The organism is Aeromonas allosaccharophila (genome assembly GCF_016026615.1).
Taxonomy (GTDB): domain Bacteria; phylum Pseudomonadota; class Gammaproteobacteria; order Enterobacterales; family Aeromonadaceae; genus Aeromonas; species Aeromonas allosaccharophila.
In genome coordinates, this window is the sequence record NZ_CP065745.1 from 2,000,216 (window position 1) to 2,026,657 (window position 26,442).

The window sequence follows — 26,442 nt, forward strand, 5'->3', positions numbered from 1 at the left end:
GGGTTTGATATGGGAAAAAGGTGATCGCTGATAATAAAATTCCGCTAATTAGCGGAATTTTTGCCAAAAAAACAGGGCCCCGCAGGGCCCTGTTTTCACTTGAGTCAGACTCAGAGTTCGACCACGTCGAATTTCACATCCGGATTCACATCCGCATCGTAATCGACCTCGTCCAGCCCGAAACCGAACAGGCGCAGGAACTCCTGCTTGTAGCCGGTGTAATCAGTCAACTCGGAGAGGTTCTCGCTGGTAATGGAAGGCCACAGGTCGCGGCAGGTCTGCTGCACGTCTTCGCGCAGTTCCCAGTCATCCATGCGGATACGGGCCTGCTCGTCCAGCGCCATGTCGGACGCGTAGAGACGGGTGCGCATCATGCGATCCACCTGCTCCATGCAGCCCTCGTGAATGCCCTTCTCCTTCATGATCTTGAAGGCCATGGAGATATAGAGCGGCATCACCGGAATGGCGGAGGAGGCCTGGGTCACCACGGATTTCAGCACAGCCACATGAGCGGTGCCACCCTTGGCAGCCAGATCGCCACGGATGGCGGCAGCGGCGCGGTCCAGATCTTCCTTGGCGCGGCCCAAAGTACCGTGCCAGTAGATGGGCCAAGTCAGATCGGTACCGATGTAGGAGTAAGCCACGGACTTGGCGCCGTCAGCCAGCACGCCAGCATCACGCAGGGCGGCCATCCACAGCTCCCAGTCCTGACCGCCCATCACGGTGATGGTGTTCTGGATCTCTTCCTCGTTCGCCGGCTCGACGGTGGCGGTGATGATCTGATCCTTGTTGGTGTCGATCGCGGTGGTGGTGTAGACCTCACCGATCGGTTTGAGGGCAGAGCGCACCACTTCGCCGGTGTCCGGCATCTTGCGCACCGGAGAGGCCAGGGAGTAGACCACCAGATCGATTTGACCCAGATCCTGCTTGATAAGCTCGATCACCTTGGCGCGGCACTCGTTGGAGAAAGCATCGCCGTTGACGCTCTTGGCGTAGAGACCCGCCTCTTTGGCGGCCTTGTCGAAGGCGGCGGAGTTGTACCAGCCGGCGGTACCGGTCTTGGACTCGGTGCCCGCTTTTTCAAAGAAGACGCCGAGGGTGGCGGCGCCGCTACCGAAGGCAGCCGCAATCCGGGAGGCCAGGCCATAACCGGTGGAAGCGCCGATCACCAGCACCTTCTTGGGACCATTCTCGATGGTGCCCTTGGCTTTGGTATAAGCGATCTGGCGACGAACATTGGCTTCACAACCAACCGGATGAGTGGTGGTGCAGATAAAGCCGCGAACCTTGGGTTTGATGATCATATGGAGTCTCGGATCCGTTTAATGGATGAAATCGGGGCATAAGATACCTCATCTTGCCGCGATAAGGTGCTCTGATGTGTTGAACGGCGGCAAAAATCGACTGGTCTGCTGTCGAATTAAACGAAAAGCAGTCATCTGTTTTGATGCCAACGACTGCCAGCCGTTATCGGCCGATCCCGGTGCGCTATCCCCGCTTTACCGCCATTGCCAAACCTCATTGTCGCCCGCTTGGTTACCTTGTCCCCAAAGCCTGCTCCGGCTGATGGCTGACATATACTTGGACAACATCGTGGCGCTGGATGATTAGCCCGACAGGGCGGAGGTAACATGACCAGATGTTGGCAAAAATGCTTGCTGTGGGCGGCCGTGGCACTGTTTGCGGTCAGTGAGGTATCAGCCAAACCGACCATCGGCATGGTGCTCAAATCCGTTCGCAATGAGTTCTTCATCGAGATGGCGAAAGGGGCCCAACGCTACGCCAAAGCCCATCCGGAGGCCCTCACACTACAACTGGAAGGCATCCAGCAAGAGGTCGATGTCAGCGGTCAGGAGGCGATCATCCGCACCATGATTGCCCAAAAAGTGGACGCATTGATCGTGGTTCCGACCGATTCGGTCGCCATGCTGCCCGTACTGATGGAGGCCATCCAAGCAGGCATTCTGGTCATCAACATGGACAATAAACTCGATGACCGTGCGCTGGTGCTGGAGGGGGTCAATATCCCCTTCGTCGGCCCCAGCAACTTTGTCGGCGCACGCAGTGTCGGAGAATATGTCGCCAAAGCACTGCCAGCAGGCAGCAAGGTAGGTCTGATAGAAGGGCCTCCCGGCGCCATCAACAGCCGGGCGCGCAGTGACGGATTCCGGGCCGCCCTACGGGCCGCTGACATGGTAGTGGCCGGAGTGCGCAGCGGCTACTGGGACGTTGCTCAGGGCAAGAGCGCAACTATCGATCTCCTCAAGGCAACTCCGGATGTCAAAGCGCTGCTCTGTGGCAATGACAATATGGCTATCGGTGCCGCTCAAGCGCTGGCTGAGTTAGGGCTAAAGGGCAAGGTGTTGCTCGGCGGCTATGACAACATTCCGGGGATCCACTCTTACCTCAGCGATGGCTCTGTCGCGGCAACGGCAGACCAGTATCCGGGCAAGCAGGCACAATACGCCCTCGATCTCGCTCTCAAGGCGCTGGCCCAGAACACGCCCCAAGCCGATTTGCCCGGCATAGTTCAGACCCCCGTGGAACTGGTTGTACATCCTTAGGAGAGGCGATGAGAGGATGGTGGGTATTGTTGGCATTGTGGTGCCGATTCGCATCAGCAGAGCCGGTATTGAACATCTATGCGGATGCCTACGCCCCCTTCATTCAGGTCAGCAAAGAGGGGCTGAGCGGCCCCTATGTCGATGCCTTTGCCCGTCTGGCGCAGCAGCAGGATATCAAGATCCACTTTCAGGCCAAGCCGATGCGCCGCCTGCTCAAGATAGTGGCGACCGAGCCAAACAGCTGCGGGCTTGCCGTGCACTTTTCCGCCGAAAATGCCGAAACCCTCCGCTATGTAGCACGTATTGCCCCGATCACCCTGGCAGTTTATGCCCGGCAGGGCACAGTGAAACCGCTGAGCAATATCGAGGCGCTGCGCAACTATCGCATTGGTGCCATCGATGTGGCCGAGCTGAGAGAGATCCTCGACAATGCGGCGATCCGCTACGAACTGCTACCCAAGGCTAGCCAGGGTATCGCCATGCTGCAGGCGGGTCGCTTCGATCTGCTGATCAGTGACGTACTCCCCGAGCTGGTGAGCGCCCCCGTCCAAGGGAAACCGGTCCAGCGGGTGATGGTGCTGGCCCGGGTCGAACGCTGGCTGGCCTGTCACCCGCAACTGCCACCCAACACGGTGAAACGCCTGCGCGCCGCCCTCACGCTGGGGGTATTCGACGATGCCATGGCCGACATCTGGCAACAATATGACCTGAGCTCGGTATACAACGGGGTCAGACGAGAGTGGATCCTGATCCCCTGATCGCAACCCCATTCAACCCAACGCCTCCCACGCTCACCGCCGCCAGCGACTGTCAGCAGGCAATGCGGGTGATATGACCATCCTGCAGCTTATAGAAGGCATCTTGCGGCAACTCCTGTGACCAGGTCGCCTCATAGTCGAGATCGGCATAGACGCCGCGCAGCATGGCGCCGAGCAGGCCGTGGGAGATGACGATGGCCCGCTCGGCGATCGCGGGATCCTGCAACCACTGGTGTGCCCGGCGCTGAATGCTCTCGAAGCTCTCGGCCCCCGGTGCCTGCAGATACCAGTCCCCCTTGTCGGTATCGAGTTCGGGGTGAGCGAGGCAGAGTTCCGGGATCCGGCACCCTTCCCACTCCCCCATGCCCAGCTCCATCAAGCGATCGTCCCAGACGATGCGCTCTGCCGCCAGCCCCAGTTGCTCACACACCAGCTGCGCAGTCTGGCGAGCACGGCCGAGCGGGCTGGCATAGACGGTCCAGCGGGCGGGATCGGCCAGCTCATCGGCAAGACGCCGCCCCATGGCGATGGCTTGCGCCTCGCCCTTGTCGGTCAGATCGGAGTTGCAACGCCCCTGCAGACGCTGCTCGGCATTGAATCGGGTCTGGCCGTGGCGCAGCAGATAGATGAGTCGGGACATGGTTTCTCCAGCACGTTCAGATAGATAGAAAAATAAGGGGGACGATGATAGCAGATGAGCCCGGGGGATGGCCCAAACAGACGTGTAAACGCAGGCGTAAAAAACGGGTCAGTGCCGACCCGTTTGCTGTCAATTTGGCCAGAGTGAACCGGCTCAGCCCTTCTTGATCTCCCGCAGATAGCGGTAGATGGAGTGGACCGAGATGCCGAGCTGGCGCGCGGCGATCTGGGCACTGTCTTTTAACTCGAAGATCCCCATGTCGTGCAACTGGTTGACGATGACCCGGGTCTTCTGGGACGGGGGCACCGCCTCGTTGCCACGCACCTCGGCACTGACGGTGTCTATGGTGCTGTTGAGCGCCTCGTCGATGTTGCGGGCGAACACCTCCGGGGTGGCATGACTCTCGTGGGGATGCATGCACTCCGGCATCATGGTGCGCAGCACGGATTGCAACGGGGCATCCATGTCGCTGTTGATGCAGAGCAGTCCGATGGCCCTGTGCTCCCCGTTGCGGATCACGGTGGTGATGGAGCGCAGTGTCTTGCCGGTGGCGCACTTGGTCATGTAGGGGCTGGAGATATCCTGCCCGCTCTTGAGCTTCATCATCGCCAGATTGGTGATGGGTGCGCCGACACTGCGGCCGGTGATATGGCCGTTGGCAATCTTGACGATCGAGGGATTGCGCACATCCAGACTGTGGAGCAGCACCTCGGTGTGCTGGCCATACATGGCGGCGATGCCGTCCACTATGTTCTCCATCGACTTGAGGATCTCAAAATCGCTCGGACTCAACTCTTGCAGCTTCACAATGGGACCTTCTTGCAAGGGTTGCTGCACGCGGGGGGATGGCAGTGCAGCAACCGACAGGGACATCAGGCGGACATGATATCAATAATGGTGGTGTCTGTGGCAGACATGCCTTCCTTCACCATCTGACCCACGTTGCGGATGGTCTGATCCACGTTGCCTGCAACGATCCCCTGACCCGACACCGAGTGGCTGTTGAGGGCCATCAGGAAGCCGCGTACCGCCGCGCCGGAGGAGGTACTCACCTTCATGGCGCAGGAGGCTTTCGCCCCGTCGCACACCATGCCGGCACTGTCGCTCAGCACGTTCTGGATGGCGAAGCAGGATTGCTCGAAGCTGCCGCCCGCCAGATAGACCATGGCCATGGAGGCGGCCGCGCTGGTCACGGTATTGCCACAGAAGGCCGACAGCGGCGGATAGTGGGACTTGATATAGATGGCGCCCAGATGGCTCATGATGAGGGCGCGAGCCAGCTGCTCTTCGCTGGCCGCAAAGCGCTCGGCAATCACCATCACCGGAATGGTGGCGGCGATGCCCTGGTTGCCGCTGCCGAAGTTGCTCATGGCAGGCAGGGTGGCGCCCCCCATGCGGGCATCGGAGGCAGCCGCCGTCATCATCACGATGCGGTTCATCACATCCTCGCCGATGAGGCCGGCATCGATGTTCTGCTGCATGGTGCGGCCGATCTCCAGGCCATAGGGGTTGTTCATCCCCTCGGCAGAGAGCTTGCCGTTGAGCTCGGAGGCCTTGAGGATGAACTTGATCTGCTCGAACTCCACCTGGGTGGCGAACTCGTAGATGGTGGCGATGCTGATATCGACGCCATCGCAGATGGAACCGGTGGCACCGCTCTGGCTCTGATCTGCGGTGAAGGTCACCTCGCCATCGCGACGCTGCTCGACGATGCGGGTATGGCCGCCACACAGGGTCACTTCGGCGCTGTGCTCTTCACCATGATCATCCGTGCCATAAACGGTCACGCGGCAGAAGATAAACTCGGGGGCGGCGGTGCGGCTCACCTGCACGTTGCCTGCATCGATCAGACCCTGGGCTGTGATTACTTGCTCGGGCTGAATGGCGGCCAGCACCTCCAGTCCGGCATCGGCGTTACCGCCGATGGCACCGGCGGCAGCCGCGATGGCCAGACCGATCTTGCCGGTGCCCGGTACATAGACACCCATCGAGTTTTTGTAGAGATTATCCGACACCGCGACCTCGAGGCGGCGGGGCTCACAGCCCAACTGCCGGGCGGCGACAGCCGCGGCATAGGCGGCGGCGATTGGCTCGGTACAACCCAGCGCTGGTTTGACAACCTGTTGAATAATCTGCAGATACTGCTGCCACGCTTGTTTCATCACTTGAACCTTTTTATCAGCATTAACGAGCGATATGGGCGATCGCTTCCACTTCAACCTTGACGCCCATCGGCAGATCTTTCACTGCAAAGCAGCTGCGCGCCGGACAATCTTTCTGGAAATAGGCTTTATAGACCTCGTTGAACGCGGCAAAATCGCTGATCTCGGCGAGGTAGCAAGTGGTCTTGAGCACGGTATCCAGCGAGCCACCTGCGGCTTCCAGCACGGATTTCAGGTTCTCCAGTGACTGGCGGGTCTGGGCAGCAATGCCCCCTTCGACCACGCCGCCCAACTGTTTGCAGACCGGCAGCTGACCTGAAGTGAAGATGAGATCGCCGTAGGCAGTGCCATGACTGTAGGGACCGATAGCGTCAGGTGCCGCTGCTGCTGTGATGATGCTTTTCATATAGCCACTCCTATTTATGCAATTTTTTTTGCAATCATGAATCTCTTTTCGCTCAACATTATTTGCTTTTTATTTTATCCATTCAACAAAAAGATACAAAAATGGCGTAAAAAGACATCGCCGGCCTCAATGCAAACCGTGATCACGGTCCTGATTTGAACAAAAGTATCGTCTTGGGCATTGTTTGCAACGCATTCATTCAACTATATTTGCGCCGCTTTCCCACATCCCTACAAAAAAGAAGGTTTTAATGGACGCGCACAGCACTACTCTCACCAGCCCCGCGATAGGCACCCTGGAATGGAAAGAAGCGGTTCGCTTCGACAGCACCGACTGGGGCTGGATCATCATGAGCATCGGCATGGCCATCGGCGCAGGGATCGTCTTCCTGCCGGTACAGGTGGGTCTGATGGGCTTGTGGGTCTTTCTGCTCTCTGCGGTGATCGGCTACCCGGCCATGTACATGTTCCAGCGCCTCTTTATCAACACCCTGGCCACCTCGCCGGAGTGCAAGGATTACCCCAGCGTCATCACCGGTTACCTCGGCAAGAACTGGGGCATGCTGCTCGGCGCGCTCTACTTCGTGATGCTGGTGATCTGGGTCTTCGTCTACTCCACCGCCATCACCAATGACAGCGCTTCCTTCCTGCAGAGCTTCGGCGTCACCGACGGCCTGCTCTCCGAAAATCCGCTCTACGGTCTGGTGCTGATCTGCGGTCTGGTGGCACTGGCTTCCCGTGGCGAGAACATGCTGTTCAAGATCTCCACCTTTATGGTGCTGACCAAGATCACCGTGGTGGCCGTGCTCGGCCTGATGATGGTGGACAAGTGGGATGCGGCCAACATCACCGCCATGCCCGCTGCCGGTGACTGGATGAAGGATGCCATCATCATGCTCCCCTTCACCCTCACCTCCATCCTCTTTATCCAGAGCCTGAGCCCCATGGTGATCTCCTACCGCTCCCGGGAGAAGTCGCTGGAAGTGGCTCGCTTCAAGGCGATGCGCGCCATGAATATCGCCTTCGGCATCCTGTTCGTGGTGGTGTTCTTCTATGCGGTCTCCTTCACCCTGGCGATGGGTCACGATCAGGCGGTCAAAGCCTCCGAGGAGAACATCTCCGCGCTGGCCCTGGTGGCGCAGGGCATGCCCGGCCAGACCCTCAAGCTCTTGAGCCTGACCCTCAACATCTTCGCGGTGATGACCGCCTACTTCGGCGTTTACCTCGGTTTCCGTGAAGCCTGTCAGGGTCTGGCGATGAACCTGCTGCGCCGCGTGATGCCGGAAAACCACATCAACAAGGGTCTGGTAGGCAAAGGGATCATGGTGTTTACCGTCATGCTCTCCTGGGGCGCCATCGTGCTCAACGCACCGGTGCTGAGCTTCACCTCCATCTGCAGCCCCATCTTCGGCATGGTGGGTTGCCTCATCCCGGCCTATCTGGTCTATCAGGTACCGGCGCTGCACAAGTACAAGGGCACTTCCCTTTACATCATCATCGTCACCGGCCTGCTGCTCTGTGTCTCGCCCTTCCTGGCGTTCAACTGATCGGTTGCAACCGGACATGCCTTCATCAACAACGGGCCACCTTCGGGTGGCCCGTTTTCTATTGCGTCAAAGGAGACGTCTGGGCAAAAAGCCAGAGAGATCACAACTTGCAATGCGGCCTCCCCCAAGGTGGCCTGCGCAGAGTACTATTCAGGCATCACCGCATAGACCCGCCACATCGGGTATCGAGGCCTCATATGAAATGGATTTTCAACCCGGCCATCCGGCTGGGCAATCAGCTCTCCTTCAAATACAAATTCCTGCTCTGGTCCTGCCTGATGCTGCTGCCACTGGCCTACAGCATGACCAATCTGCTGGGACGGCTGCAGGATGACAACGCCCAGGCCAACCGGGAGCTGGCCGGCGTGGTCAATCTCGCCCCCATTCCCGCCATCGAACAGACCCTGCTCACCCATCGCAATCTGATGACCCGCCACGCCTATGAGGTGGATCCGGTCGGTGACGACCAGCTCAAGGCAGCGGCACAAGCGGTGGAGCTGAGCCTGCAGGCCTTTGCCGACACCCGCCAGAACAACCCCTCCTTTGAGGTGATCCAGCAGGGCTGGGCCGCCCTGCAGAGTGAAGCGGGCAAGCTGGAAGTGGAGCAGAGCAACCTGCGCCACGACAAACTGCTGACCGAGGTGCGCCACCTCTACAAGCACATTACCGCCGCCAGCAGCCTGATCCAGGATCCGGCGCTCGGTACCTACTACATGGTGATCCTCGCCAGCGAGCGGTTGCCGCAGCTGCGCGACCTGCTGGCCCAGGTGCGGGATCGCGCCGCCACCATCGCCGACTTCGGCCTGTTTCAGGCCGAGGGCTACAGCGGCCTGCGTTTTCGTCTTGATCTTATCAGCGCCACCCTGCAGGAGCTGGAGGCCGACCTGACCCTGCTCTACCAGATCGAACCCGCCTACCGCGCCGAGCTAGGGCAGCAGACCGACGCCCTGATGCAGCTGGTGCGTCAGGGCGTCGAGACCATGGAAAACAAGATGATGAAGGATCAGCTGGTGCAACTCTCCACCAAGGAGGTGCAGGCACTGGGGGATAAGATGGACGAGGCCATCACCGCGCTGGCAGGCCATGTACGCCAGCGGCTGGAGGCCGATCTGCGTCAGCGGCTGGCCGCCAACCAACGTCACTTCTGGTGGGTCACCGCGCCGCTGACCGCCAGCTTGCTGCTCTACCTCTACCTGATGATCGGTGCCTACCTCTCCCTGCGCGAAACCGTGGCGCGGGTGCGTGATATTGCCGCCCGGGTCAACGCCCAGGATCTCAGCCAGCATATCGAAATCGTCGGTCAGGACGAGCTGGCCGCCATCAGCCGGGATTACAACGTGACGCTGGAGACCCTGCGCACCCTGATGCTGCGAGTGCGGGAGAATGGCGTCACCGTGGTGGAGAGCGCTACCGAGATCGAAGCGCGCACCTGCCGCTCGCAGGAGGTGATTGCCGATCAGCAAGGGGAGACCCATCAGGTCGCCACCGCCATCAAGGAGCTGGCCGCCACCTCACAGGACATGGCGGGCAACGCCCTGCAAGCTGCTCGCATGACGCAGGAGGCGCAGAACGTGGTCGGTCAGGGCGAGGATGTGGTGGAGCGCACCATCAAGGCCATCGACCATATCAACCGCGAGGTGCTGCGCACCGCCGACACCATCGGCCAGCTGGAGCAGCAATGCAGCCAGATTGGCGGCGTCATCAGCGTGATCCGCGGCATCGCCGAGCAGACCAACCTGCTGGCCCTCAACGCCGCCATCGAAGCGGCCCGGGCCGGTGAGCAGGGTCGCGGCTTTGCGGTGGTCGCCGACGAGGTGCGCTCCCTTGCCAACCGCACCCAGGGCGCCACCGTCGAGATCCAGCAGATGATCGAACAGCTGCAATCCGGCGCCCGCGCCTCGGTCACCGCCATGTCGGCGGCCAGCCATGAAGCGCAGGAGGGGGTCGGTCTGGCGCAGGAGGCGCAACAGGCCTTCGGTGCCATCACCGAGAAGGTGGATCGGATGGTCGATACCAATGCCATCATCGCCAGCGCCATCGAGCAGCAAGGCGCTGTGGTCAACGAGATCGAACGCAACGTGGTGCGCATCTCCGATGGCAGTGACGAGGCGTTGCAAGTGGCCAACGCCGCTCGCGATGCCGCCCGCCAGATCCACCAGCTAACCGAACAGCTGCGCACCATGGTGCAGAGCTTCGTGCTGTGACAGAACGCTGACAAGCCGGGCTCAATATGAGCCCGGCATTATCCCGATCTGGCGCCTGCCCACACAGCGCCAGATGTACGGATCATCCTGAAAATTCCTGCGCCCCACTTGCCGGACAGACGCCAACAAAGTAGTCTCGAACGAAAACAAAATGCGGCATTCCTGACGCGCACTGTGTGCGACGTCGAGGCAAGCAAGCCGCCTGCGAGCCACAGATTAACACCAGCGTCACCTTATCTATCACCCGCTTCAGGCGAGGATTTACCTATGGCCAGATACCAATTTTTTACCGTTCCGGCGTCCAATCGGCAGCAATACACCTTTATCGACATGGCATCCCCGACTTTTCTGAGTGAAAAGGCGGCACTGCTGACCCAAGGATTCGAGGTGGAGGAGGACTTTATTGACGCAACCAGCCCGCGAGAGGCCGTCGAGAAGTACCAATCCAATTTTCTCTATGTAGCGGACGAGATAGGCAAGTCTGATAGCAGCTATGCCGCGGCCGTCGCCATGCTGGAGCTAGGCAAGGGGCTACTGGGCAATAAAACGCGCGGAGATTAGGTGCAGAGGTGAAGAGTGGTGGCCATCGTGGCAACGTGCCCGATGGCCATATGGCGAGGCGTTAATCTTGTGAATCAGAAGCGGGCCAACTGCTGGAGCATCTCGATCAGCTCCTCTTCGCTGCTCGGCTCATAGGCCAGCTGAAGGCTCGGCGCGGCGCCCCCCATCAGCATGTAGACGTTGGTGCTGCAGTGGTCGTAGTGATACCACTTACCGTCGATACAGACGTCGGTATAGCATCTCGGGTCCCTTTTCAGTTCCATATGCACATCCTTTTGTTACATCCCATCAACATCACTCCTGACCGTAAAACAACCCACTGCGACCTATATTGATACAGATCAAGGTGTGCAACGGCTGTGCTCCTGCGGGCGCAATTCCTGTTGTTTCCCTCCCCGATAGCGTGTTGTACCGCAAGCATCCCCCTCTTCTCTCCCTTCTCTTCCTTATCTCCTTTCTCTTCGCTGACTTGAGCCTGACTACACTGAGCCCTGCCGATCCACATCACCACCATCTGGAGTCATACCGATGAAACCGAGGCTTTCCACCCCCACGATTTTCTCGCTCTTGCTCTGTGGCGCACTGCTTGTGCAGCCTGATCTTGTGCAGTCGGCCAAGGCCGCCATCGACCCCAAGCCCGCGAGCGAATTTACCATCAAGGCTAACCAGCAGGTGCTCACTACCCTCCCCTTCAATGACAAGCAGGACTTCGAGGATGCCAAACGTGGCTTTATCGCCAAACCGGAGACCCTGACCATCAAGGATGACAAGGGCAACGTGGTGTGGGATCTGGAGCAGTACAAGACCTACATCGGCCTCGACAAGGTCGCGCCGGACACCGTCAACCCGAGCCTGTGGCGCAATGCCCAGCTCAACATGCAATACGGCTTGTTCAAGGTCACCGACAAGATTTACCAGATTCGCGGCTTTGATCTCTCCAACATCACCTTTATCGAAGGCAACAAGGGATGGGTGGTGTTCGATCCGCTGATCTCCCCGCAAACCGCCAAGGCGGCGCTGGCCTTCATCAACAAGACCCAAGGGGAGCGTCCGGTCACCGCGGTGGTCTACAGCCACTCCCACGTGGATCACTACGGCGGTGCCGCCGGTCTGTTCAACTCGCTGGACGAGGTGAAAAAGAACGGCGTCGAGATCATCGCGCCGGAAGGATTTACCGAACACGCGGTGTCGGAGAACGTCATCGCCGGCAATGCCATGGCCCGCCGCGCCGTCTACATGTACGGCGCCCTGCTGCCGCGCAACCCGCAGGGGGGCGTCAACGGCGGGCTGGGGCAAACCACCTCCACCGGTGTGCCCTCGCTGCTGCTGCCGACCCGCTTTATCGCCAAAACCGGTGAGACGCTGACAGTGGATGGCGTCAAGATGGTCTTCCAAATGACCCCGGGCACCGAAGCCCCGGCCGAAATGAACACCTGGTTCCCGGACAGCAAAGCATTGTGGATGGCCGAAAACACCACCAACACCATGCACAACATCCTCACCCTGCGCGGTGCCCAGGTGCGCGATGCACTGAAGTGGGCCAGCTTTCTCAACGAGACCATCGAAACCTGGGGTGATCAGGCCGAGGTCAAATTCCAGAGCCACCACTGGCCACGCTGGGGCAATACCAACATCGTCGACTACTTCAAGAAGCAGCGGGATCTCTACAAATACATCCATGACCAGTCGGTGCGCCTGATGAACATGGGCTACACCGGCGAGGAGATCTCCGAGCAGATCACCCTCCCTCCCGAGCTCAACAACTTCTGGCCGAACCGCGGTTATTACGGCACCCTGCGCCACAACAGCCGCGCTGTCTATCAGCGCTATATGGGCTGGTACTCCGGCAACCCCTCCGATCTCGACAACCTGCCCCCCGAAATGGTTGGTCCCAAATATATCGAGTTCATGGGGGGCGAGCAGGAGGTACTGAAAAAGGCCAAGGCCTCGTTCGATAAGGGGGAATATCGCTGGGTAGCAGAAGTGCTCAAGCATCTGGTGTTTGCCAACCCTAACAACACAGAGGGCAAGCTGCTGTTGGCAGATGCGCTGGAGCAGCTGGGTTATCAGGCTGAATCCGGCCCGTGGCGCTCTGTCTATCTGCAAGGTGCCTATGAGCTACGCAATGGCGTTCCGAACGTTGGCGGAACCGTGACCGCTTCGCCTGACACCATCCGCGCAATGAGCCCCAGCATGCTGTTTGACTATCTCTCGGTGCGCATTAACCCCGAGAAAGCGGCGGGCAAGAAGATGGTCATCAACATAGCGTTCACCGACATCGGCGAGAAACATACCCTGAGTCTGGAGAACTCGGTGCTGAACCACACTGCCCGCTATGCCGCCAAGCCTGATGTGACCATTACCCTGAGCAAGAAGACGCTGGATGATATCCAGCTCGGTCAGGGCACCATGGAGCAGAAGATCGCCAACGGCGAAATCAAGATCGAGGGTGATCAGCAGACGTTCAGCAACTTCGTCACGCTGCTCGACAAGTTCAACTTCTGGTTCAACATAGTGACCCCATGATGCAACGCACCTTGCGCGCCTGCATGGCCCTGCTCTGCCTCATCCCCGAGATGGGGCAGAGTTGCGGTTATGATGCACTCTACCCCAACCCGTTCGAACAGAACTGGCCGGGCACGGTCAATATTGCCATGGCCACGGCGACTGCGGTGAGCCGTGAGCAGTTGCCCCCCTTGACAGCCCTGACAGGCGAAGCCGGCTTCTCCCGTAGCCAGGCATGGCTCCAAACCCTCAAAAGTCGACTCCAGCAGGCAGGGGTAGGCGGCGGGATCTCCATCCTGCTTATCGACTCAGGACTCTGGTCCAGAGTACGAGGCAAAGAGTCCCTACTGCTCCAGCTGCACACCCCGGGCCCCCATCCCAATGATCGGATCATGCTGCTGAGCGAGGCGGCCATCAGCGCCATGCTGAATGGGTCGCTCACCATCGAGCAGGGACTGCAATTGGGTATTGTGGAACTGCAAAGAGACGACAATCAGCAGTTACAACGGGATCTGCACAAGGCGCTGAGCTCGCAGACCTGACGCCACAGGAGGAACAGATAGAACAAAGGGAGGCAAATGCCTCCCTTTTTATGTCTTCACGGCGAACGTCAAGCGCGAGCGCTTATTCGTCTTCCAGATAGGCGTAGCCTTGCAGACCCAGCTCCAGCTCGTCGAGCAGAGCTTTGCGGGTTGCGTCGTCCAGCGCCGGGTGGGAGGCGATCCGCTGGTAGTTCTCGCGAATGACAGACGGGTCAATGTTGACGTAACGCAGCAGCTGGTCGACGGTATCACCGCGCACCACGTTGCGAATGTCCATCTTGCCTTCCTCGTCCAGCCACACTTCCGCGCAGTGGGTGTCACCGAACAGGTTGTGCAGGTCACCGAGGATCTCCTGATAGGCACCGACCAGGAAGAAGCCGACATGGCACTCTTCGTTCTCGCCATAGACCGGCATCGGCAGGGTGCTCTCGACCCCCAAACCGTCGACGTAGTGCTCGACCTGACCGTCGGAGTCGCAGGTGATATCCATCAGGATGCCGCGACGGGTGAGCGGACGCTCGAGGCCAGCCAGCGGCATTACCGGGAACACCTGACCGATACCCCAGGCATCCGGCAGGGACTGGAACAGGGAGAAGTTGGCAAAGCACTTGTCCGCCAGCTTTTCACTCAGTTCGTCAGCCAGTGCGCGGTGGTTGCGGTTGACCGGATTGAGCAGCTCTTTGAGCGCCAGACAGGTGTTCTGGTGCAGCATCTCGGCCCAGGCACGCTGTTCAAGGTTCAAGAGACCCATGGTGTACTGGGTATTCACATCACCGAGGTCTGCCACCGAGTCGTGGAAGATCTCCAGCAGGGAGGGATCTTCGCTGCGCAGATCCAGCCAGCCTTGCCACATGTTCTGCAGAATGGTCGGTGCATCTTCGCCCGGTGCGCTGATGTCGTTCATCTCCACCCCTTCGGCACCAATGATGTTGGTAACCAGCACGGCATGGTGAGCGGTCAGGGCACGGCCAGACTCGCTGATGATGGTCGGGTGCGGCAGGTCGAACTCGCGGCAGACATCGCCGATGCCCCACACTACGTTGTTGGCGTACTCGGAGAGGCTGTAGTTGGCGGAGCAGTGGCTCTGGGAACGGGTTCCCTCGTAGTCCACGCCCAGGCCGCCGCCCACATCCACTACCTCGATGTTGGCACCGAGGCGACGCAATTCAGCGTAGAAACGGCCGCACTCGCGGATGCCGCCCTGAATGTCGCGGATATTGGCGATCTGGGAACCCAGATGGAAGTGCAGCAGTTGCAGACAATCCAGCTTGCCCAGCCCGCGCAGACGCTCGATCAGCGCCAGGATCTGGGAGGCGGATAGACCGAATTTGGACATGGAGCCGCCGCTCGATTCCCACATGCCGGAGCCGGTGGAAGCGAGCTTGGCACGCACCCCGATGTTGGGCTTGATGTTGAGACGAGCTGACTCGTCCAGCACCATTTCCAGCTCGGAGGGCTTCTCCACCACGATGTAGACCTTGTGGCCCATCAGGTTACCCAAGAGGGCGTGGCGGATATATTCGCGGTCTTTGTAACCGTTGCAGACGATCACCGAGCCTTGCTCATGGTGATGGGACAGCACGGCCAGCAGTTCCGGTTTGGAACCAGCTTCCAGGCCAAGCCGGGGCTTGTCGCTGTAGGACTGGCTGATGGTCTCGATGACACGACGCTGCTGGTTTACCTTGATCGGGTAAACGCAGAGGTAGTCCCCTTCATAGCCTGACTTCTCGATGGCCTGACCAAAGGCGTTGAACAGCGCATCGACCCGACTCTTGAGAATGTCGGGGAAGCGCAGCAACACGGGGGTGGTCAGCCCAGACTGACGCAGCTGTTCGATGGCATCAGAGATGACGATATGCGCGTCAGGGCGTGATTTATCGGGGGCGACGGTCACATGACCGGCGTCATTGATATTGAAAAAACCCGCACCCCAGTAGGGAACGTTGTAGACCTTCAAGGAGTCCTTGCTGGACCAGTTAGTCATGGGCTATGCCTCGCAAATGAGCGACCCAAAGTCGCCTTCGTTACCCTCAATCACATCCAGACCATCTAGTGCAAAGTGCGGCGGGTGCTGCCATCACGAGACGCAGCCACAACCGGACCAACGCTTTGCACATCGCGGCAAGCCAGAGGCTGCCTGGTGGATCTTGGGGAAGTAACGAGTCTTGATGTGGGGCTGGTGGCTTTACATCAAGCTCAACGGTATGCGGTGCCACCTTAAACGGGGCGCCGCGGTACTTTGATGACAGACGACATCAGCCACGCCGTCAGTTCATCATTCGGCAGCGATCCCGACAGAAGGAGAGGGTTCCAAGGAAGAGAAGCGAAGGCGCCAGCACGCATGCGTGTTGATAGACGACAACAACCACAGCCCACCTCACCGTCAGTGACCGCCCATGACAAGGGAAGATGATGAGCCGGTGGCCCACTCGGTCAAATGAAGGATGAGAGTCTGTTGTTCTCCCTGATACCGGAGCCTAACCGGTATTAAAGAAACCATTCCCCAGCAGTGTCTGTCGTTTCTGCGTGCCTCGCCCTATAGGCGTATGATCGGTCGGGTTTCTGGCGGCTCTGCCTGCTTCAGGGTTGCCCTTGGATCGGCGCGGAGTGTACACACTTACCGCAGGCGGTGACAATAAAAAATAGTGTTCAAAATCCCCTTTTAATAAGTCGATCAAATCTTGCTGGCGGGCAGGCGGGCTCTGGGATGGCGCAGGTTATGCGACAGCCCGCTTTCCCCTTGAAAAGTGTGTGAAAACGCCATGACGGGGCTGATGCCTTGCTGTGCGGTGGCCAAGGGGAATTTAGCCGTGACCGCCAGTGCCTAAATATCGTAATAAATGCCAAATTTATGCGCCCCCCCTCGCCGAAGTTGCCCCGCGCGCCGCACATTCGCCGCTCTTCCCTTGCGTCAAAAAATGGGAAAAACCTGCGCTGACGCAATGAGTCGCCTGCACTGATTGGCCACAATGACCGCTCACAACCGGTTAGAGGCTGACTAATGGATACCCTGCTTGAGCGTTTTCTGCGTTACGTGACTTTTCATACCCGCTCCGATGAGACCAATCCTGCCTGCCCCAGCAGCGAAGGCCAGCTGATCTTCGCCCGTGCCCTGCAAGAAGAGATGAAGGCGCTGGGGCTGACCCAGGTCACCCTGGATGAGCACGGCTACCTCACCGGCTGCCTGCCGGGCAACCAGCCGGACGCCCCCGCCATCGGCCTGATTGCCCACATGGACACCGCCGACTACGAGGCGGAGCAGGTCAAACCCCAGATCATCGAGAACTATCAGGGTGGCGACATCTGCCTTGGCAAGGGTGACGAAGTGCTCGCCATCCGTGACTACCGTTTCCTGAAAAACTATCTGGGTCAGGATCTCATCACTACCGACGGCACCACCCTGCTCGGCGCTGACGACAAGGCCGGCATCGCCGAGATCCTCACCGCCATCGCTCACCTGCAGGCCCACCCCGAGATCCCGCGCGGCGATATCTGGGTCGGCTTCACCCCGGACGAGGAGATCGGCCGCGGCGCCAACCTGTTCCCGCTGGACAGATTCCCGGCCAAGTGGGCCTATACCGTGGATGGAGGTGAACTGGGCGAGCTGGAGTATGAAAACTTCAACGCCGCCAGCGCCAACCTGCGCTTTGTCGGCAACAACGTCCACCCCGGCACCGCCAAGGGCAGCATGATCAACAGCCAGACCCTGGCCGCCCGCTTCCACGCCGCCATGCCTGCCGAGCAGACCCCGGAGTGCACCGACGGGTATGAGGGCTTCTTCCATCTGGCCCAGATGAGCGGCACGGTGGAAGAGAGCACCCTGCACTACATCATCCGCGACTTCGACGACGAGCGTTTCGCCGCGCGCAAGGCCGAGATGCAAAGCCGGGTCGCCGCCCTGCAAGCCAAGTATCCCAAGGCGCGCATCGAGCTAACCCTGACCGACAGCTATCGCAACATGCGCAGCCAGATCGAGCCGCACATGCACATCGTCGAGCTGGCCAAGGCCGCCATGGAGGCCGCCGACGTGGTGCCGAAGATCAAGCCCATTCGCGGCGGTACCGATGGCGCCCGCCTCTCCTTTATGGGCCTGCCCTGCCCCAACCTCTTCACCGGTGGCCACAACTTCCACGGCAAGCACGAGTTAATCCCGCTGCAATCCATGGAAAAATCGGTCGCCACCCTGGTGGAGCTGGTGCGCCTCACCGCGGCCTGGCGCGGTTAATCGGGTCGCTATCATTAACACGACAAAGGGGGGAGCCGGTTAACCGGCTCCCCCCTTTGCTATCTGGCCACCAGCCGCGAGCAACTGGCCGCTACTGCCATCAAACTGTCATCCCGCTGACATGTCGCGGGAACAGTGTCACATCATGCTGGGAGCAACGGATCGCCGGAGCCCTCCAGATGTTCACTATCGATACCCTGCTGACCCAGCACTTCCCTCGCCTGCTTGGCTCTCCCCTGCTCACCCCGCTGTGCAAGCGGCTGCTGGGCTGGCTGCTCAACGAACGGGCCTTTGCCGACTTTGCCGCCCGCTACCCGCACCTGCGCGGCCTCGACTTTGTCGAGCAGGCGCTGACCCGGCTCGACTTCGACTATCGGGTCAGCGAGGCGCAGCTGGAGCACATTCCCGCCAGCGGCCGGGTCATGCTTGTCGCCAACCACCCCATCGGCTCGCTGGACGGACTGGTGCTGCTGCAGCTGCTCGGCCGCATCCGCCCCGATGTGAAGATCGTCACCAACCAGCTGCTGGCCCAGCTCGCGCCGCTGCGCCCCCTGCTACTGCCGGTGGACAACATGGCGGGCAAGACCGATCGGCAGGCCATCCTCGCCATGAACGAACACCTCGCCCATGAAGGGGCGCTGGTGATCTTCCCCGCTGGCGAAGTCTCCCGGCTCGGCCTCAAGGGGGTGAAAGATGGCCCCTGGCAGGCTGGCTTTATCAAGCTGGCCCAGCGCACCCGCACCCCGCTGGTGCCCATCCATCTGGGGGGGAGCAACAGCCTCTGGTTCTATTTCGCCTCCTGGCTCAACAAGCCCGCTTCCGCCCTGCTGCTGGTACGCCAGCTGTTTCGCCAGCAGGGGCAGACCCTGCCGGTGACCATAGGGGCACGCATTCCGCTCGGCAGTTTTCAGGATCTGCCCGCCAAGACGGCAGCGCGGCTGGTGCGCAACCATCTCTACCGGATTGGCCGTGGCAAGGCGGGGCGCCTGCAGACCGAGGCCCCCATCGCCCTGCCGGAGGATCGCCGCCAACTCAAACAGTCCATCGAAAGCTGCGAGCAGCTCGGCACCACCCCGGATGGTCAGGGGATCTACCTCTACCGCCGCCACGAACTGAGCCACTCGGTGATCCTGCGCGAGCTGGGGCGGCTGCGGGAGATCGCCTTTCGCGCGGTGGGGGAAGGGTCCGGCAAGCGGCGGGATCTCGATGGTTTTGACAACGACTATCACCACCTGATCCTCTGGGATCCGGCCCGGCTCGACATCATCGGCGCCTATCGGTTCGCCCCGGTGGCGGAGCTGCTGGCCAGCAAGGGGAAGGATGGCCTCTACAGCCACACCCTGTTCGGCTTTGAGGAGAAGCTGCTGCCCCGGCTGGAACAGGCCATCGAGCTGGGTCGCAGCTTTATCCAGCCCGCCTACTGGGGCAAGCGGGGGCTCGATTATCTCTGGTTCGGTATCGGTGCCTATCTGGCCCGCTATCCCCGCTACCGCTACCTGTTTGGCCCGGTGTCGCTCTCCGGCAGCCTGCCACCGGCGGCCAAGGATCTGCTGGTGAGCTTCTACCGACAGCACTTTGCCCCCGAGCTGGCGCTGGCCCCCTCCCGCCGTCCCTACCCTGAGACGCGGCCCCTGTTCGAGGGGGTGGATTACGGCGCCGACCTCAAAGCACTCAAGGCCCGCCTCGACAATCTGGGCTGCGCCATCCCCACTCTCTACAAGCAGTATTCCGAGCTGTGCGAGCCGGGCGGCGTCCAGTTTATGGATTTTGGCATCGACCCCGACTTCAACCACTGCATCGATGGCCTGGTGTGGGTCGATGTGAGCCGCATCAAGCCCCACAAACGGGCCCGCTATATCGGTAGCCATCTGGCCGCGCCGCGCCCATAGCCCCGCAGATACCAAGCAAAAGCCAAATGCAAAAAAGGAGAGAGAGGCCATGGCCTCCCTCTCCTTGTTCTATTTTGTGTTTTACAGACAACGGGTTGGACGTTACTCGGCCGCCTTGCGATCCGAGTGGCCGAGATCCCGCTCCGGGGCGATGACATCGCGCACCCGCTGCTTGATCTCCTTGGCCTCGGGGAAGCCGTCATCGACCACCCGATCCCACACCTGCACCCCGTTCACCAGAATGCGGAACTCCCCCTTGCTGGCCGGCACCAGCGCCACCTCTCCCAGATCACTGTCGAAGGTGGAGAGCAGCTCCTGTGCCAGCCAGGCGGCGCGCAGCATCCAGCGACAGAGGGTGCAGTAGCGGATTTCGATGCGAGGTTTGCTGAGCAGGGTTTCGGATTCGGTCATGAATGACTCCATAAAAAAGTGACCAATAGCGGGAAGTGGCGTACTGCCGCCCAATGGCCGCTCCCGGTTTGGTCAAATCAGTGCTGATCAACCCCATGAAAATCGGCCAGCCAATGGCGGGCAATGGTACGCATCGCCGATTCTGGCAGCTCGAACAGGCCGGGAGCAAGGGGGCCTGCCGCCAGCATCCGGATCCCTTCCATGATCTCCGCCAGCACCAGATAGACGTATTCGCCAATTACGGCGCCATGGACGAAGTTGACCGCCTCGCCCCGATTGAGCAGGTAGATCTGGCTGCCATCCGGCCGGTTAAGGGCCAGTACATGGGGGCACACCTCTTCGCTCGGCCACGGCAGCTGGGCCAGCGAGAAGGCGAACTCGTCGTCGGCCGAGGTGACCGAGGCCACCATGGTGCCGGGGCGCAGCGCCTGCAGATCCGCCAAGTCCAGCGAACCGTTGCCGGTGGAGCAGATCACCAGCTCTGCACGGCTCAACGCCTCGGCCTTGGTGATCAAGCGAAAACCGTGGGAGAGCGCTTCGACCTGTCGCAGCACATCGGTTTCGACCAGCCCGAGATGGAGGTTGCGACAGCGCAGGTCGCGGGCGATGCTGCGCCCCACCTTGCCATAACCAAACAGCACGGCTTCGCAGACGTTGAAGGTGCGGTTGAGGGTGCGCGCCAGCGACTCGGCGGAGTAGACCACGCTCAGACCAATCTGGATATCCTCGGCCTGCTTGAGGGGGCTGCGCGCCACCGACACTACCGGGGTCGCCAGCACCTCCTGCTCATAGCGCTGATGGCCGTTTTCGGTCATCTCCACCACCCCGAGGAAACGGGGGCCGAAGTACTCGCTCAAGATCGCCTGGGTTCTGGCGAAGTAACCGCCGATATCGAGGATCAGCAGCCGCTCGTGGGGGGCCACCAGCGGTGCAATCTGCTGGATAAGGCTGTCGGGATCATTGGTCCAGTGCCGGTTGAGGGGCAACACCGGATAGTGTTGGGATACCCAATCCAGGGTCGGGCCGTGTACCGATTTCGGTTTGGGCAAAATGGCGCCGATTCGCCCAATCCGGGAAAGCGCTTCGATAAAACGGGGGCGATCGGGAAGCAGGTGAGTGACCAGCAGAATGCAGAGACCGTCGATACGTCCCTGTCCGGTGAAATGGCGAAAAAACAGATGCTCAGATCCTTGACTGCGCAACTGTGGCCTCCTTATGTGCCGCAAAGCAGGCAAACAGAACCCGGCGCGGCCGGGTTCTGTGTGTGTCCAAATAAAATGAAAATCCTTTTTATCTGAAACACATAGGGGGCTCAATCATTATCTGCCAAGAGTATGAGCGGGTATGCAAAAATGACTGTAATTGCCTGTTTTTCATGCAAAAATCAGTACAAAGAAGCAGCGGGCCACACCCACCACAGGCTGAGTCCGGTTCCTGCCGCGGCGAGCAGGATCAGTGCCCCCCAGCGCAGCGGCCACGGCTTGTCACGCAGCGCCCACTCCAGCAGCGGCAGCAGCCAGACCGGCAGCAACACCACCAGCGGCACCTCCACATACTGCCAGGCGAGCATCTGGACAAAAGCGAGGGCCAGCGCCAGACCGGCGGGTGCCACCTTGATGCCAACAAAGGTGGCGAGCAGGGCGCGAAAACCGGCGAAAGCGGCCAGCGCACCGGCCAACTGGGCAATCAGCAGGCTGCCATCGATGCCGATCACCAGCGCCAGCCAGATAAAGCCGAGGGCAAACCCCAGCCCCTCGCGGCTGTCAGAGCGCAAGGTGCTCCAGCCAAACCAGAGGATGGCGGGCAGCAGCGCCAGCCAGATCCCGGGTTCGCTCGCCAGTACCGAGGCCAATCCCTGCCACCACACCAGCGCACTGAACACCGCAAAGAGCAGCAACGAACCGCGCAGATCGCTCACCTGAGCCGCGATGGCGGGCACCAGCAAGGTCAGCGGCAGCCACTGCCACGCCTTGGTCGGGATGCCATAGAGACCGCCAAGCAAGGATCCCACCAGCCAGAGCGCCAGCGCGCCCCACAGATAACCCAGTCGCGGCCAGCGCCACGATAGCAAAGCGGCTCCCAGAGGAGCCGCCAGGGTTTGCAGCAGAAGTTCCGCGCCCATTACTTGCGCACGCCTTCGACAAACAGGTTGATGTTCATCTCGTCCGGAATGCCGGGCAGCATGTAGCTCACGCCAAAGTCACTGCGCTTGATGGTGGTGGAGGCGTTGAAGCCACTGCGGTAGCCGCCCCAGGGATCCTTGCCTTCACCAATCTTGACCAGATCGAAGGCCACTTCTTTGGAAACGCCGTGCAGGGTCAGGGTCCCTTTCAGCACGCCCTTATCCTTGGTGCCCTCGTAAGCGGAGCTGACGAAGGTCATCTTGGGATACTGCTTCACGTCGAGGAAGTCAGGGCTGCGCAGGTGCTTGTCGCGGGCCTCGTGGTTGGAATCGACGCTGGCGGCATCCACTTCAAAGCTCGCCTTGGCCGCCGTCGGGTTGGCGTCATCCATGCTGAAGGTACCGCTGAAGGTGTTGAAGCGACCCACCAGCTCGGAGAAGCCCAGGTGACCCACCTTGAACTGCACCGTGGTGTGCGCCGCATCCACATCGTAATCCGCCGCCATCAGAGGGGTAGCCATAAACAGGCAGGAGGCCAGCAGAGCCTTGGTCATTTTCATCCGTTCGTTCCTTCATCTTGGGGTTCACATCAGTGGCTAAAATGCTAACCTCGTTCTGAAGATGAATAATCAGTGATTTATTAAATTCATTATTTACTGAGGATGGAAAATGGACCAGATCGCCGCCATGCGCACCTTTATCAAGGTGGTGGAGTGCCAGAGCTTTACCAAGGCCGCCAACCAGCTCGGCATCTCGGTCGCCATGGCCTCCAAACTGATGCAGCAACTGGAAGAGTCCCTCGCCACCCGGCTGCTGTCGCGCACCACCCGTCAGGTCAATCCCACCGAGGCGGGCCAGTTTTACTACCAGCGCTCCCTCGCCCTGCTGGCGGAGCTGGAAGAGACTCACAGCCAGCTGACCCACCACAACCAGCAGCCCAACGGCACCCTCAAGCTCTCGGTGCCGATGGATTTTGGCTATCTGCACCTCTCCCCCGCCCTGCCGCTGTTTCGCCAGCGCTTTCCCGATCTCAAGCTCGATATCGAGTACAGCGACCGGCGGGTGGCACTGGTGGAAGAGGGATTCGATCTGGCGCTGCGCATCGGCCACCTCAGCGACTCCTCGCTGGTGGCACGCCAGCTGGCCACCATCAAGCTGGAGCTCTGCGCCAGCCCCGCCTATCTGGCTCGCAAGGGGGCGCCACAGAGCCCGGAGGATCTCAAGCAGCACGACTGTCTGATCTATACCCTGACCCAGCCGGAGTGGCACTTCAAACAGAGGGGCGAGGCGCAGAGCATCCGACCACAGGGGCCGCTGCGGGCCAACAACGGGGTGGCGCTGACCCGCGCCGCTTGTGATGATCAGGGCATCATATTGCAGCCCACCTTTATCGTGGGGGAAGCGCTGCGGGCAGGGCAGCTGGTGAGCCTGCTGCCGGAGTGGGAGAAAGGTGAGGTAGGACTCTATGCTGTCTATCCGCACCGCCGCTTCGTTTCGGCCAAGGTGCGCTGCTTTATCGAGTTCGTGCAGGAGCGCTATCTCGCCCCGCAACAGTGGGATACGCCGACCTGATTACCAGAGCAGAGAGTACGGCCTGAATGTCCGGCCTGCTGGCCCGGCTTGAACCCTAGGGCTGGCCGGGGGTGGCGGCAGGGGCGAGCCTTGCCAGCAGAAGCTCCTGCTCGAGGCTTAACTGCCAGCGCGGCAGCCGGGTGCGGATCACCGACAACTGCGGCTCACTGAGGGCATAGGGGAGCGCCACCTCCAGCTCGGTGCAATCAAACATGGCGGCCAGCTGCAGGATCAGAATGAGGTTTGCCTCGTCGGTCTTGTGCTTGTTGACCCGTTTGCGGATCTCGTGGCGCAGCTGGGTTTCCGGGTCCTGAGTCATCGCCTGCCAGCCGAAACCGAACAGCGGCACCAGCGCACTGACAATCCCCAGCGCCGTCATCGGCTGCTTGGGGGGATGATAGAGTTCGTTGAGATCCAGCAGAACAGGATTCTGACGAACCTCACCATCACCAAATAAAATCGTTTTCGTCATTGGATTACCCGTTATATTCCACTAGACTGCGCCGCATATTTTACCCCGATATGCCAACGAGGTGCTGATGCTAAGCGATATCGAGATCTCCCGCCAGTCCCCCCGTCTCTCCATTCACGCGCTGGCCGAACGCCTCGCTATCCCCCAGCACCTGCTCAGCCCCCATGGCCACTACAAAGGCAAGCTCAGCCTCGACCTGCTCAAGTCTCAGCCCAAACAGCGCGGCAAGCTGGTACTGGTGAGCGCCATCACCCCCACCCCGCTCGGTGAAGGGAAGACGGTGACCACCCTTGGCCTCTCCATGGGGCTCAACCATATCGGCAAGCCCAGCATCGCCACCATCCGCCAGCCGAGCCTCGGGCCGGTATTCGGTGTCAAGGGGGGGGCAGCCGGTGGCGGCCACGCCCAGGTGGTGCCGATGGAGGAGATGAACCTCCACCTCACCGGCGATTTTCACGCCCTGACGGCGGCCCACAATCTGGCGGCGGCGGCCCTCGATGCCCGCCTGTTCCATGAGCGCAAACTCGGCGACCAGTTCAGCGCCAAAACCGGCCTGCCGCGACTCGATATCGATGCAGACAACATTCTCTGGCCACGAACCCTCGACATGAATGACCGCGCCCTGCGCCACCTCACCATAGGTCAGGGGGGCGCTGCCGATGGTGTGGAACGCAGCGATCGCTTCGTCATCACTGCCGCCTCCGAGCTGATGGCCATTCTGGCGCTGGCAAGCGATCTGAAAGACCTGCGCCAGCGCATCGGCCGCATCCAGCTGGCCCGCGATATCCACGGCAAACCCGTCACTGCCGAACAACTGGAAGTGGCTGGCGCCATGACGGTGCTGCTGAAAGACGCGCTGCAACCGACCCTGATGCAGACCACCGAGCAGACGCCGGTGCTGGTACACGCGGGCCCCTTTGCCAATATCGCCCACGGTAACTCCTCGGTGATCGCCGATCGCATCGCCCTTGGCCTGACCGACTATGTGGTGACCGAAGCGGGTTTTGGCTCCGACATGGGGCTGGAGAAGTTCTTCAACATCAAGAGTCGCCAATCCGGCATTACCCCCGCCTGCGTGGTACTGGTGGCCACGGTGCGCGGCCTTAAGGCCAACAGCGGCCTGCTGGATATCCGCCCAGGCCAACCGCTGCCGGCGAGCCTGCAGGGGGAAGATCTGCCGACCCTCAAGCAGGGCTGCGCCAACCTCGCCTGGCATATCCGGAACGCCCGCCGCTACGGGGTGCCGGTGGTGGTCGCCATCAACCGCTTCCCCACCGACAGCGAGGCCGAACTGGCGCTGCTGGCCCATGAAGCGCAGCAAGCCGGTGCCAGTGGTGCGGCCATCTCCAACGCCTTCACCCAAGGTGGCGCTGGAGCCAGCGAGCTGGCCCGCGCCGTGGTCGCCGCTTGCGAACAACCCGGCAAGGTGAAACTGCTCTACCCCGACGAGATGAGCCTCGACGCCAAGCTGGCGACCCTGGTGGAGTGCGGCTACGGTGGCCGCGGGGTGCAGCTCTCCGACAAAGCGCGCCAGCAGCTGGCACAACTCTCCGCCGAAGGGTGGGATCACTTGCCCATCTGCGTGGCCAAGACGCCGCTCTCCATCAGCCATGACCCCGCCCTCAAGGGGGTGCCGACCGATTTCGAGGTGCCCATCGACGAGGTGAAACTCTGCGCCGGTGCCGGCTTCGTCTATGCGCTGGCGGGCCCCATCATGACCATGCCGGGGCTGGGCAGTCTGCCAGCCTATCGCCATATCGATATCGATGAGAACGGCGAGATAGTCGGCCTGAGCTGAGCCCTTCAGCTCACTTCACTACGCCAGAAACAACAAGGCCCCGCCAATTGGCGGGGCCTTCTGTT

General features: G+C 60.6%; 23 protein-coding genes. 11 read left to right on the top strand and 12 right to left on the bottom strand.

The genetic code is table 11. The features are described 5' to 3' along the window. Positions 1-110 precede the first annotated feature (110 nt). Positions 111-1,304: an enoyl-ACP reductase FabV gene (fabV, locus tag I6G90_RS08810; RefSeq protein WP_005344170.1), complete on the bottom strand. Its 1,194-nt coding sequence runs from the start codon at positions 1,302-1,304 to the stop codon at positions 111-113. A 327-nt stretch (positions 1,305-1,631) separates the two neighbouring features. On the opposite strand from fabV, the gene I6G90_RS08815 reads away from it, so the two are divergent. Both I6G90_RS08815 and I6G90_RS08820 read left to right on the top strand, forming a co-directional pair. Beyond that, the gene (locus I6G90_RS08815) at positions 1,632-2,564 is read left to right on the top strand and encodes a sugar ABC transporter substrate-binding protein (RefSeq protein ID WP_182969374.1); all 933 of its coding nucleotides are present in this window, start codon (positions 1,632-1,634) and stop codon (positions 2,562-2,564) included. Between the two features lie 68 nt (positions 2,565-2,632). Beyond that, on the top strand, positions 2,633-3,322 hold the full coding sequence (locus I6G90_RS08820) for a type 2 periplasmic-binding domain-containing protein (RefSeq protein WP_197930808.1): 690 nt from the start codon (positions 2,633-2,635) through the stop codon (positions 3,320-3,322). 52 nt (positions 3,323-3,374) lie between these two features. Here the strand turns inward: I6G90_RS08820 and I6G90_RS08825 are convergent, their stop codons facing one another. The 4 genes from I6G90_RS08825 to I6G90_RS08840 all read right to left on the bottom strand — a co-directional run bounded on the left by I6G90_RS08825 (position 3,375) and on the right by I6G90_RS08840 (position 6,530). Then, positions 3,375-3,962 (bottom strand): histidine phosphatase family protein, encoded by a 588-nt coding sequence (locus I6G90_RS08825; protein ID WP_197930809.1) that lies wholly within the window; start codon positions 3,960-3,962, stop codon positions 3,375-3,377. A 153-nt stretch (positions 3,963-4,115) separates the two neighbouring features. Beyond that, a complete protein-coding gene (locus I6G90_RS08830; protein ID WP_040065159.1) occupies positions 4,116-4,769 on the bottom strand; it encodes a helix-turn-helix transcriptional regulator in 654 nt (217 codons plus the stop codon). A 65-nt stretch (positions 4,770-4,834) separates the two neighbouring features. Next, positions 4,835-6,124, bottom strand: coding sequence for an L-cysteine desulfidase family protein (locus I6G90_RS08835; RefSeq protein ID WP_075112587.1), 1,290 nt, complete (start codon positions 6,122-6,124; stop codon positions 4,835-4,837). 22 nt (positions 6,125-6,146) lie between these two features. Beyond that, positions 6,147-6,530: a Rid family detoxifying hydrolase gene (locus I6G90_RS08840; protein WP_075112586.1), complete on the bottom strand. Its 384-nt coding sequence runs from the start codon at positions 6,528-6,530 to the stop codon at positions 6,147-6,149. Positions 6,531-6,780: 250 nt separating this feature from the next. Between I6G90_RS08840 and I6G90_RS08845 the strand changes: the two genes are divergently transcribed. From I6G90_RS08845 to I6G90_RS08855, 3 genes are all read left to right on the top strand, one after another. After that, on the top strand, positions 6,781-8,076 hold the full coding sequence (locus I6G90_RS08845) for an SLC5/6 family protein (protein ID WP_058052110.1): 1,296 nt from the start codon (positions 6,781-6,783) through the stop codon (positions 8,074-8,076). A 197-nt stretch (positions 8,077-8,273) separates the two neighbouring features. After that, a complete protein-coding gene (locus I6G90_RS08850) occupies positions 8,274-10,280 on the top strand; it encodes a methyl-accepting chemotaxis protein (RefSeq protein ID WP_058052111.1) in 2,007 nt (668 codons plus the stop codon). 267 nt (positions 10,281-10,547) lie between these two features. Next, positions 10,548-10,841 (top strand): hypothetical protein, encoded by a 294-nt coding sequence (locus I6G90_RS08855; RefSeq protein ID WP_058052112.1) that lies wholly within the window; start codon positions 10,548-10,550, stop codon positions 10,839-10,841. A 74-nt stretch (positions 10,842-10,915) separates the two neighbouring features. Here the strand turns inward: I6G90_RS08855 and I6G90_RS08860 are convergent, their stop codons facing one another. Beyond that, a complete protein-coding gene (locus I6G90_RS08860; RefSeq protein ID WP_042655959.1) occupies positions 10,916-11,104 on the bottom strand; it encodes a hypothetical protein in 189 nt (62 codons plus the stop codon). 265 nt (positions 11,105-11,369) lie between these two features. Between I6G90_RS08860 and I6G90_RS08865 the strand changes: the two genes are divergently transcribed. Continuing rightward, entirely contained in the window at positions 11,370-13,367 is a 1,998-nt protein-coding gene (locus I6G90_RS08865) for an alkyl/aryl-sulfatase (protein ID WP_058052114.1), read from the top strand. After that, the gene (locus I6G90_RS08870; RefSeq protein ID WP_058052115.1) at positions 13,364-13,888 is read left to right on the top strand and encodes a hypothetical protein; all 525 of its coding nucleotides are present in this window, start codon (positions 13,364-13,366) and stop codon (positions 13,886-13,888) included. Before I6G90_RS08865 ends, I6G90_RS08870 begins: the two co-directional genes overlap by 4 nt. Before the next feature lie 82 nt (positions 13,889-13,970). Here I6G90_RS08870 and speA read toward each other — a convergent pair whose 3' ends face one another. Continuing rightward, entirely contained in the window at positions 13,971-15,872 is a 1,902-nt protein-coding gene (gene speA, locus I6G90_RS08875; RefSeq protein ID WP_042655958.1) for a biosynthetic arginine decarboxylase, read from the bottom strand. A 1,017-nt stretch (positions 15,873-16,889) separates the two neighbouring features. On the opposite strand from speA, the gene pepT reads away from it, so the two are divergent. After that, positions 16,890-18,113: a peptidase T gene (gene pepT / locus I6G90_RS08880; protein WP_197930811.1), complete on the top strand. Its 1,224-nt coding sequence runs from the start codon at positions 16,890-16,892 to the stop codon at positions 18,111-18,113. A gap of 179 nt (positions 18,114-18,292) precedes the next feature. Beyond that, entirely contained in the window at positions 18,293-20,002 is a 1,710-nt protein-coding gene (locus I6G90_RS08885) for a lysophospholipid acyltransferase family protein (protein WP_197930813.1), read from the top strand. 102 nt (positions 20,003-20,104) lie between these two features. Here I6G90_RS08885 and I6G90_RS08890 read toward each other — a convergent pair whose 3' ends face one another. The 4 genes from I6G90_RS08890 to I6G90_RS08905 form a co-directional block, all read right to left on the bottom strand. Further along, positions 20,105-20,413, bottom strand: coding sequence for a SelT/SelW/SelH family protein (locus I6G90_RS08890; RefSeq protein ID WP_197930815.1), 309 nt, complete (start codon positions 20,411-20,413; stop codon positions 20,105-20,107). A 77-nt stretch (positions 20,414-20,490) separates the two neighbouring features. Then, a complete protein-coding gene (locus I6G90_RS08895; protein ID WP_197930817.1) occupies positions 20,491-21,615 on the bottom strand; it encodes an adenosylhomocysteinase in 1,125 nt (374 codons plus the stop codon). A gap of 182 nt (positions 21,616-21,797) precedes the next feature. Further along, positions 21,798-22,535, bottom strand: a complete 738-nt coding sequence (locus I6G90_RS08900) for a hypothetical protein (RefSeq protein ID WP_197930819.1) — start codon at positions 22,533-22,535, stop codon at positions 21,798-21,800. Beyond that, on the bottom strand, positions 22,535-23,095 hold the full coding sequence (locus I6G90_RS08905; protein ID WP_197930821.1) for a YceI family protein: 561 nt from the start codon (positions 23,093-23,095) through the stop codon (positions 22,535-22,537). Before I6G90_RS08905 ends, I6G90_RS08900 begins: the two co-directional genes overlap by 1 nt. Before the next feature lie 109 nt (positions 23,096-23,204). On the opposite strand from I6G90_RS08905, the gene I6G90_RS08910 reads away from it, so the two are divergent. Then, the gene (locus tag I6G90_RS08910) at positions 23,205-24,107 is read left to right on the top strand and encodes a LysR family transcriptional regulator (protein ID WP_182969386.1); all 903 of its coding nucleotides are present in this window, start codon (positions 23,205-23,207) and stop codon (positions 24,105-24,107) included. Positions 24,108-24,162: 55 nt separating this feature from the next. Here I6G90_RS08910 and I6G90_RS08915 read toward each other — a convergent pair whose 3' ends face one another. Beyond that, positions 24,163-24,579 (bottom strand): hypothetical protein, encoded by a 417-nt coding sequence (locus I6G90_RS08915; protein WP_197930823.1) that lies wholly within the window; start codon positions 24,577-24,579, stop codon positions 24,163-24,165. Between the two features lie 67 nt (positions 24,580-24,646). Here I6G90_RS08915 and I6G90_RS08920 point away from each other — a divergent pair, with 67 nt between their 5' ends. Further along, on the top strand, positions 24,647-26,377 hold the full coding sequence (locus tag I6G90_RS08920) for a formate--tetrahydrofolate ligase (protein ID WP_197930825.1): 1,731 nt from the start codon (positions 24,647-24,649) through the stop codon (positions 26,375-26,377). The last annotated feature ends 65 nt before the right edge of the window (positions 26,378-26,442 follow it).

Excerpts from the sequence above, each read along its gene's own strand:
- I6G90_RS08840 (WP_075112586.1), bottom strand. The coding sequence starts at position 6,530 with ATGAAAAGCATCATCACAGCAGCAGCGGCACCTGACGCTATCGGTCCC.
- I6G90_RS08855 (WP_058052112.1), top strand. The coding sequence starts at position 10,548 with ATGGCCAGATACCAATTTTTTACCGTTCCGGCGTCCAATCGGCAGCAA.
- I6G90_RS08915 (WP_197930823.1), bottom strand. The coding sequence starts at position 24,579 with ATGACGAAAACGATTTTATTTGGTGATGGTGAGGTTCGTCAGAATCCT.
- I6G90_RS08835 (WP_075112587.1), bottom strand. The coding sequence starts at position 6,124 with ATGAAACAAGCGTGGCAGCAGTATCTGCAGATTATTCAACAGGTTGTC.
- I6G90_RS08885 (WP_197930813.1), top strand. The coding sequence starts at position 18,293 with ATGTTCACTATCGATACCCTGCTGACCCAGCACTTCCCTCGCCTGCTT.
- I6G90_RS08845 (WP_058052110.1), top strand. The coding sequence starts at position 6,781 with ATGGACGCGCACAGCACTACTCTCACCAGCCCCGCGATAGGCACCCTG.
- I6G90_RS08850 (WP_058052111.1), top strand. The coding sequence starts at position 8,274 with ATGAAATGGATTTTCAACCCGGCCATCCGGCTGGGCAATCAGCTCTCC.
- I6G90_RS08900 (WP_197930819.1), bottom strand. The coding sequence starts at position 22,535 with ATGGGCGCGGAACTTCTGCTGCAAACCCTGGCGGCTCCTCTGGGAGCC.
- I6G90_RS08910 (WP_182969386.1), top strand. The coding sequence starts at position 23,205 with ATGGACCAGATCGCCGCCATGCGCACCTTTATCAAGGTGGTGGAGTGC.
- I6G90_RS08825 (WP_197930809.1), bottom strand. The coding sequence starts at position 3,962 with ATGTCCCGACTCATCTATCTGCTGCGCCACGGCCAGACCCGATTCAAT.
- fabV (WP_005344170.1), bottom strand. The coding sequence starts at position 1,304 with ATGATCATCAAACCCAAGGTTCGCGGCTTTATCTGCACCACCACTCAT.
- I6G90_RS08870 (WP_058052115.1), top strand. The coding sequence starts at position 13,364 with ATGATGCAACGCACCTTGCGCGCCTGCATGGCCCTGCTCTGCCTCATC.
- I6G90_RS08905 (WP_197930821.1), bottom strand. The coding sequence starts at position 23,095 with ATGAAAATGACCAAGGCTCTGCTGGCCTCCTGCCTGTTTATGGCTACC.
- I6G90_RS08920 (WP_197930825.1), top strand. The coding sequence starts at position 24,647 with ATGCTAAGCGATATCGAGATCTCCCGCCAGTCCCCCCGTCTCTCCATT.
- I6G90_RS08860 (WP_042655959.1), bottom strand. The coding sequence starts at position 11,104 with ATGGAACTGAAAAGGGACCCGAGATGCTATACCGACGTCTGTATCGAC.
- I6G90_RS08865 (WP_058052114.1), top strand. The coding sequence starts at position 11,370 with ATGAAACCGAGGCTTTCCACCCCCACGATTTTCTCGCTCTTGCTCTGT.
- speA (WP_042655958.1), bottom strand. The coding sequence starts at position 15,872 with ATGACTAACTGGTCCAGCAAGGACTCCTTGAAGGTCTACAACGTTCCC.
- I6G90_RS08890 (WP_197930815.1), bottom strand. The coding sequence starts at position 20,413 with ATGACCGAATCCGAAACCCTGCTCAGCAAACCTCGCATCGAAATCCGC.
- I6G90_RS08815 (WP_182969374.1), top strand. The coding sequence starts at position 1,632 with ATGACCAGATGTTGGCAAAAATGCTTGCTGTGGGCGGCCGTGGCACTG.
- pepT (WP_197930811.1), top strand. The coding sequence starts at position 16,890 with ATGGATACCCTGCTTGAGCGTTTTCTGCGTTACGTGACTTTTCATACC.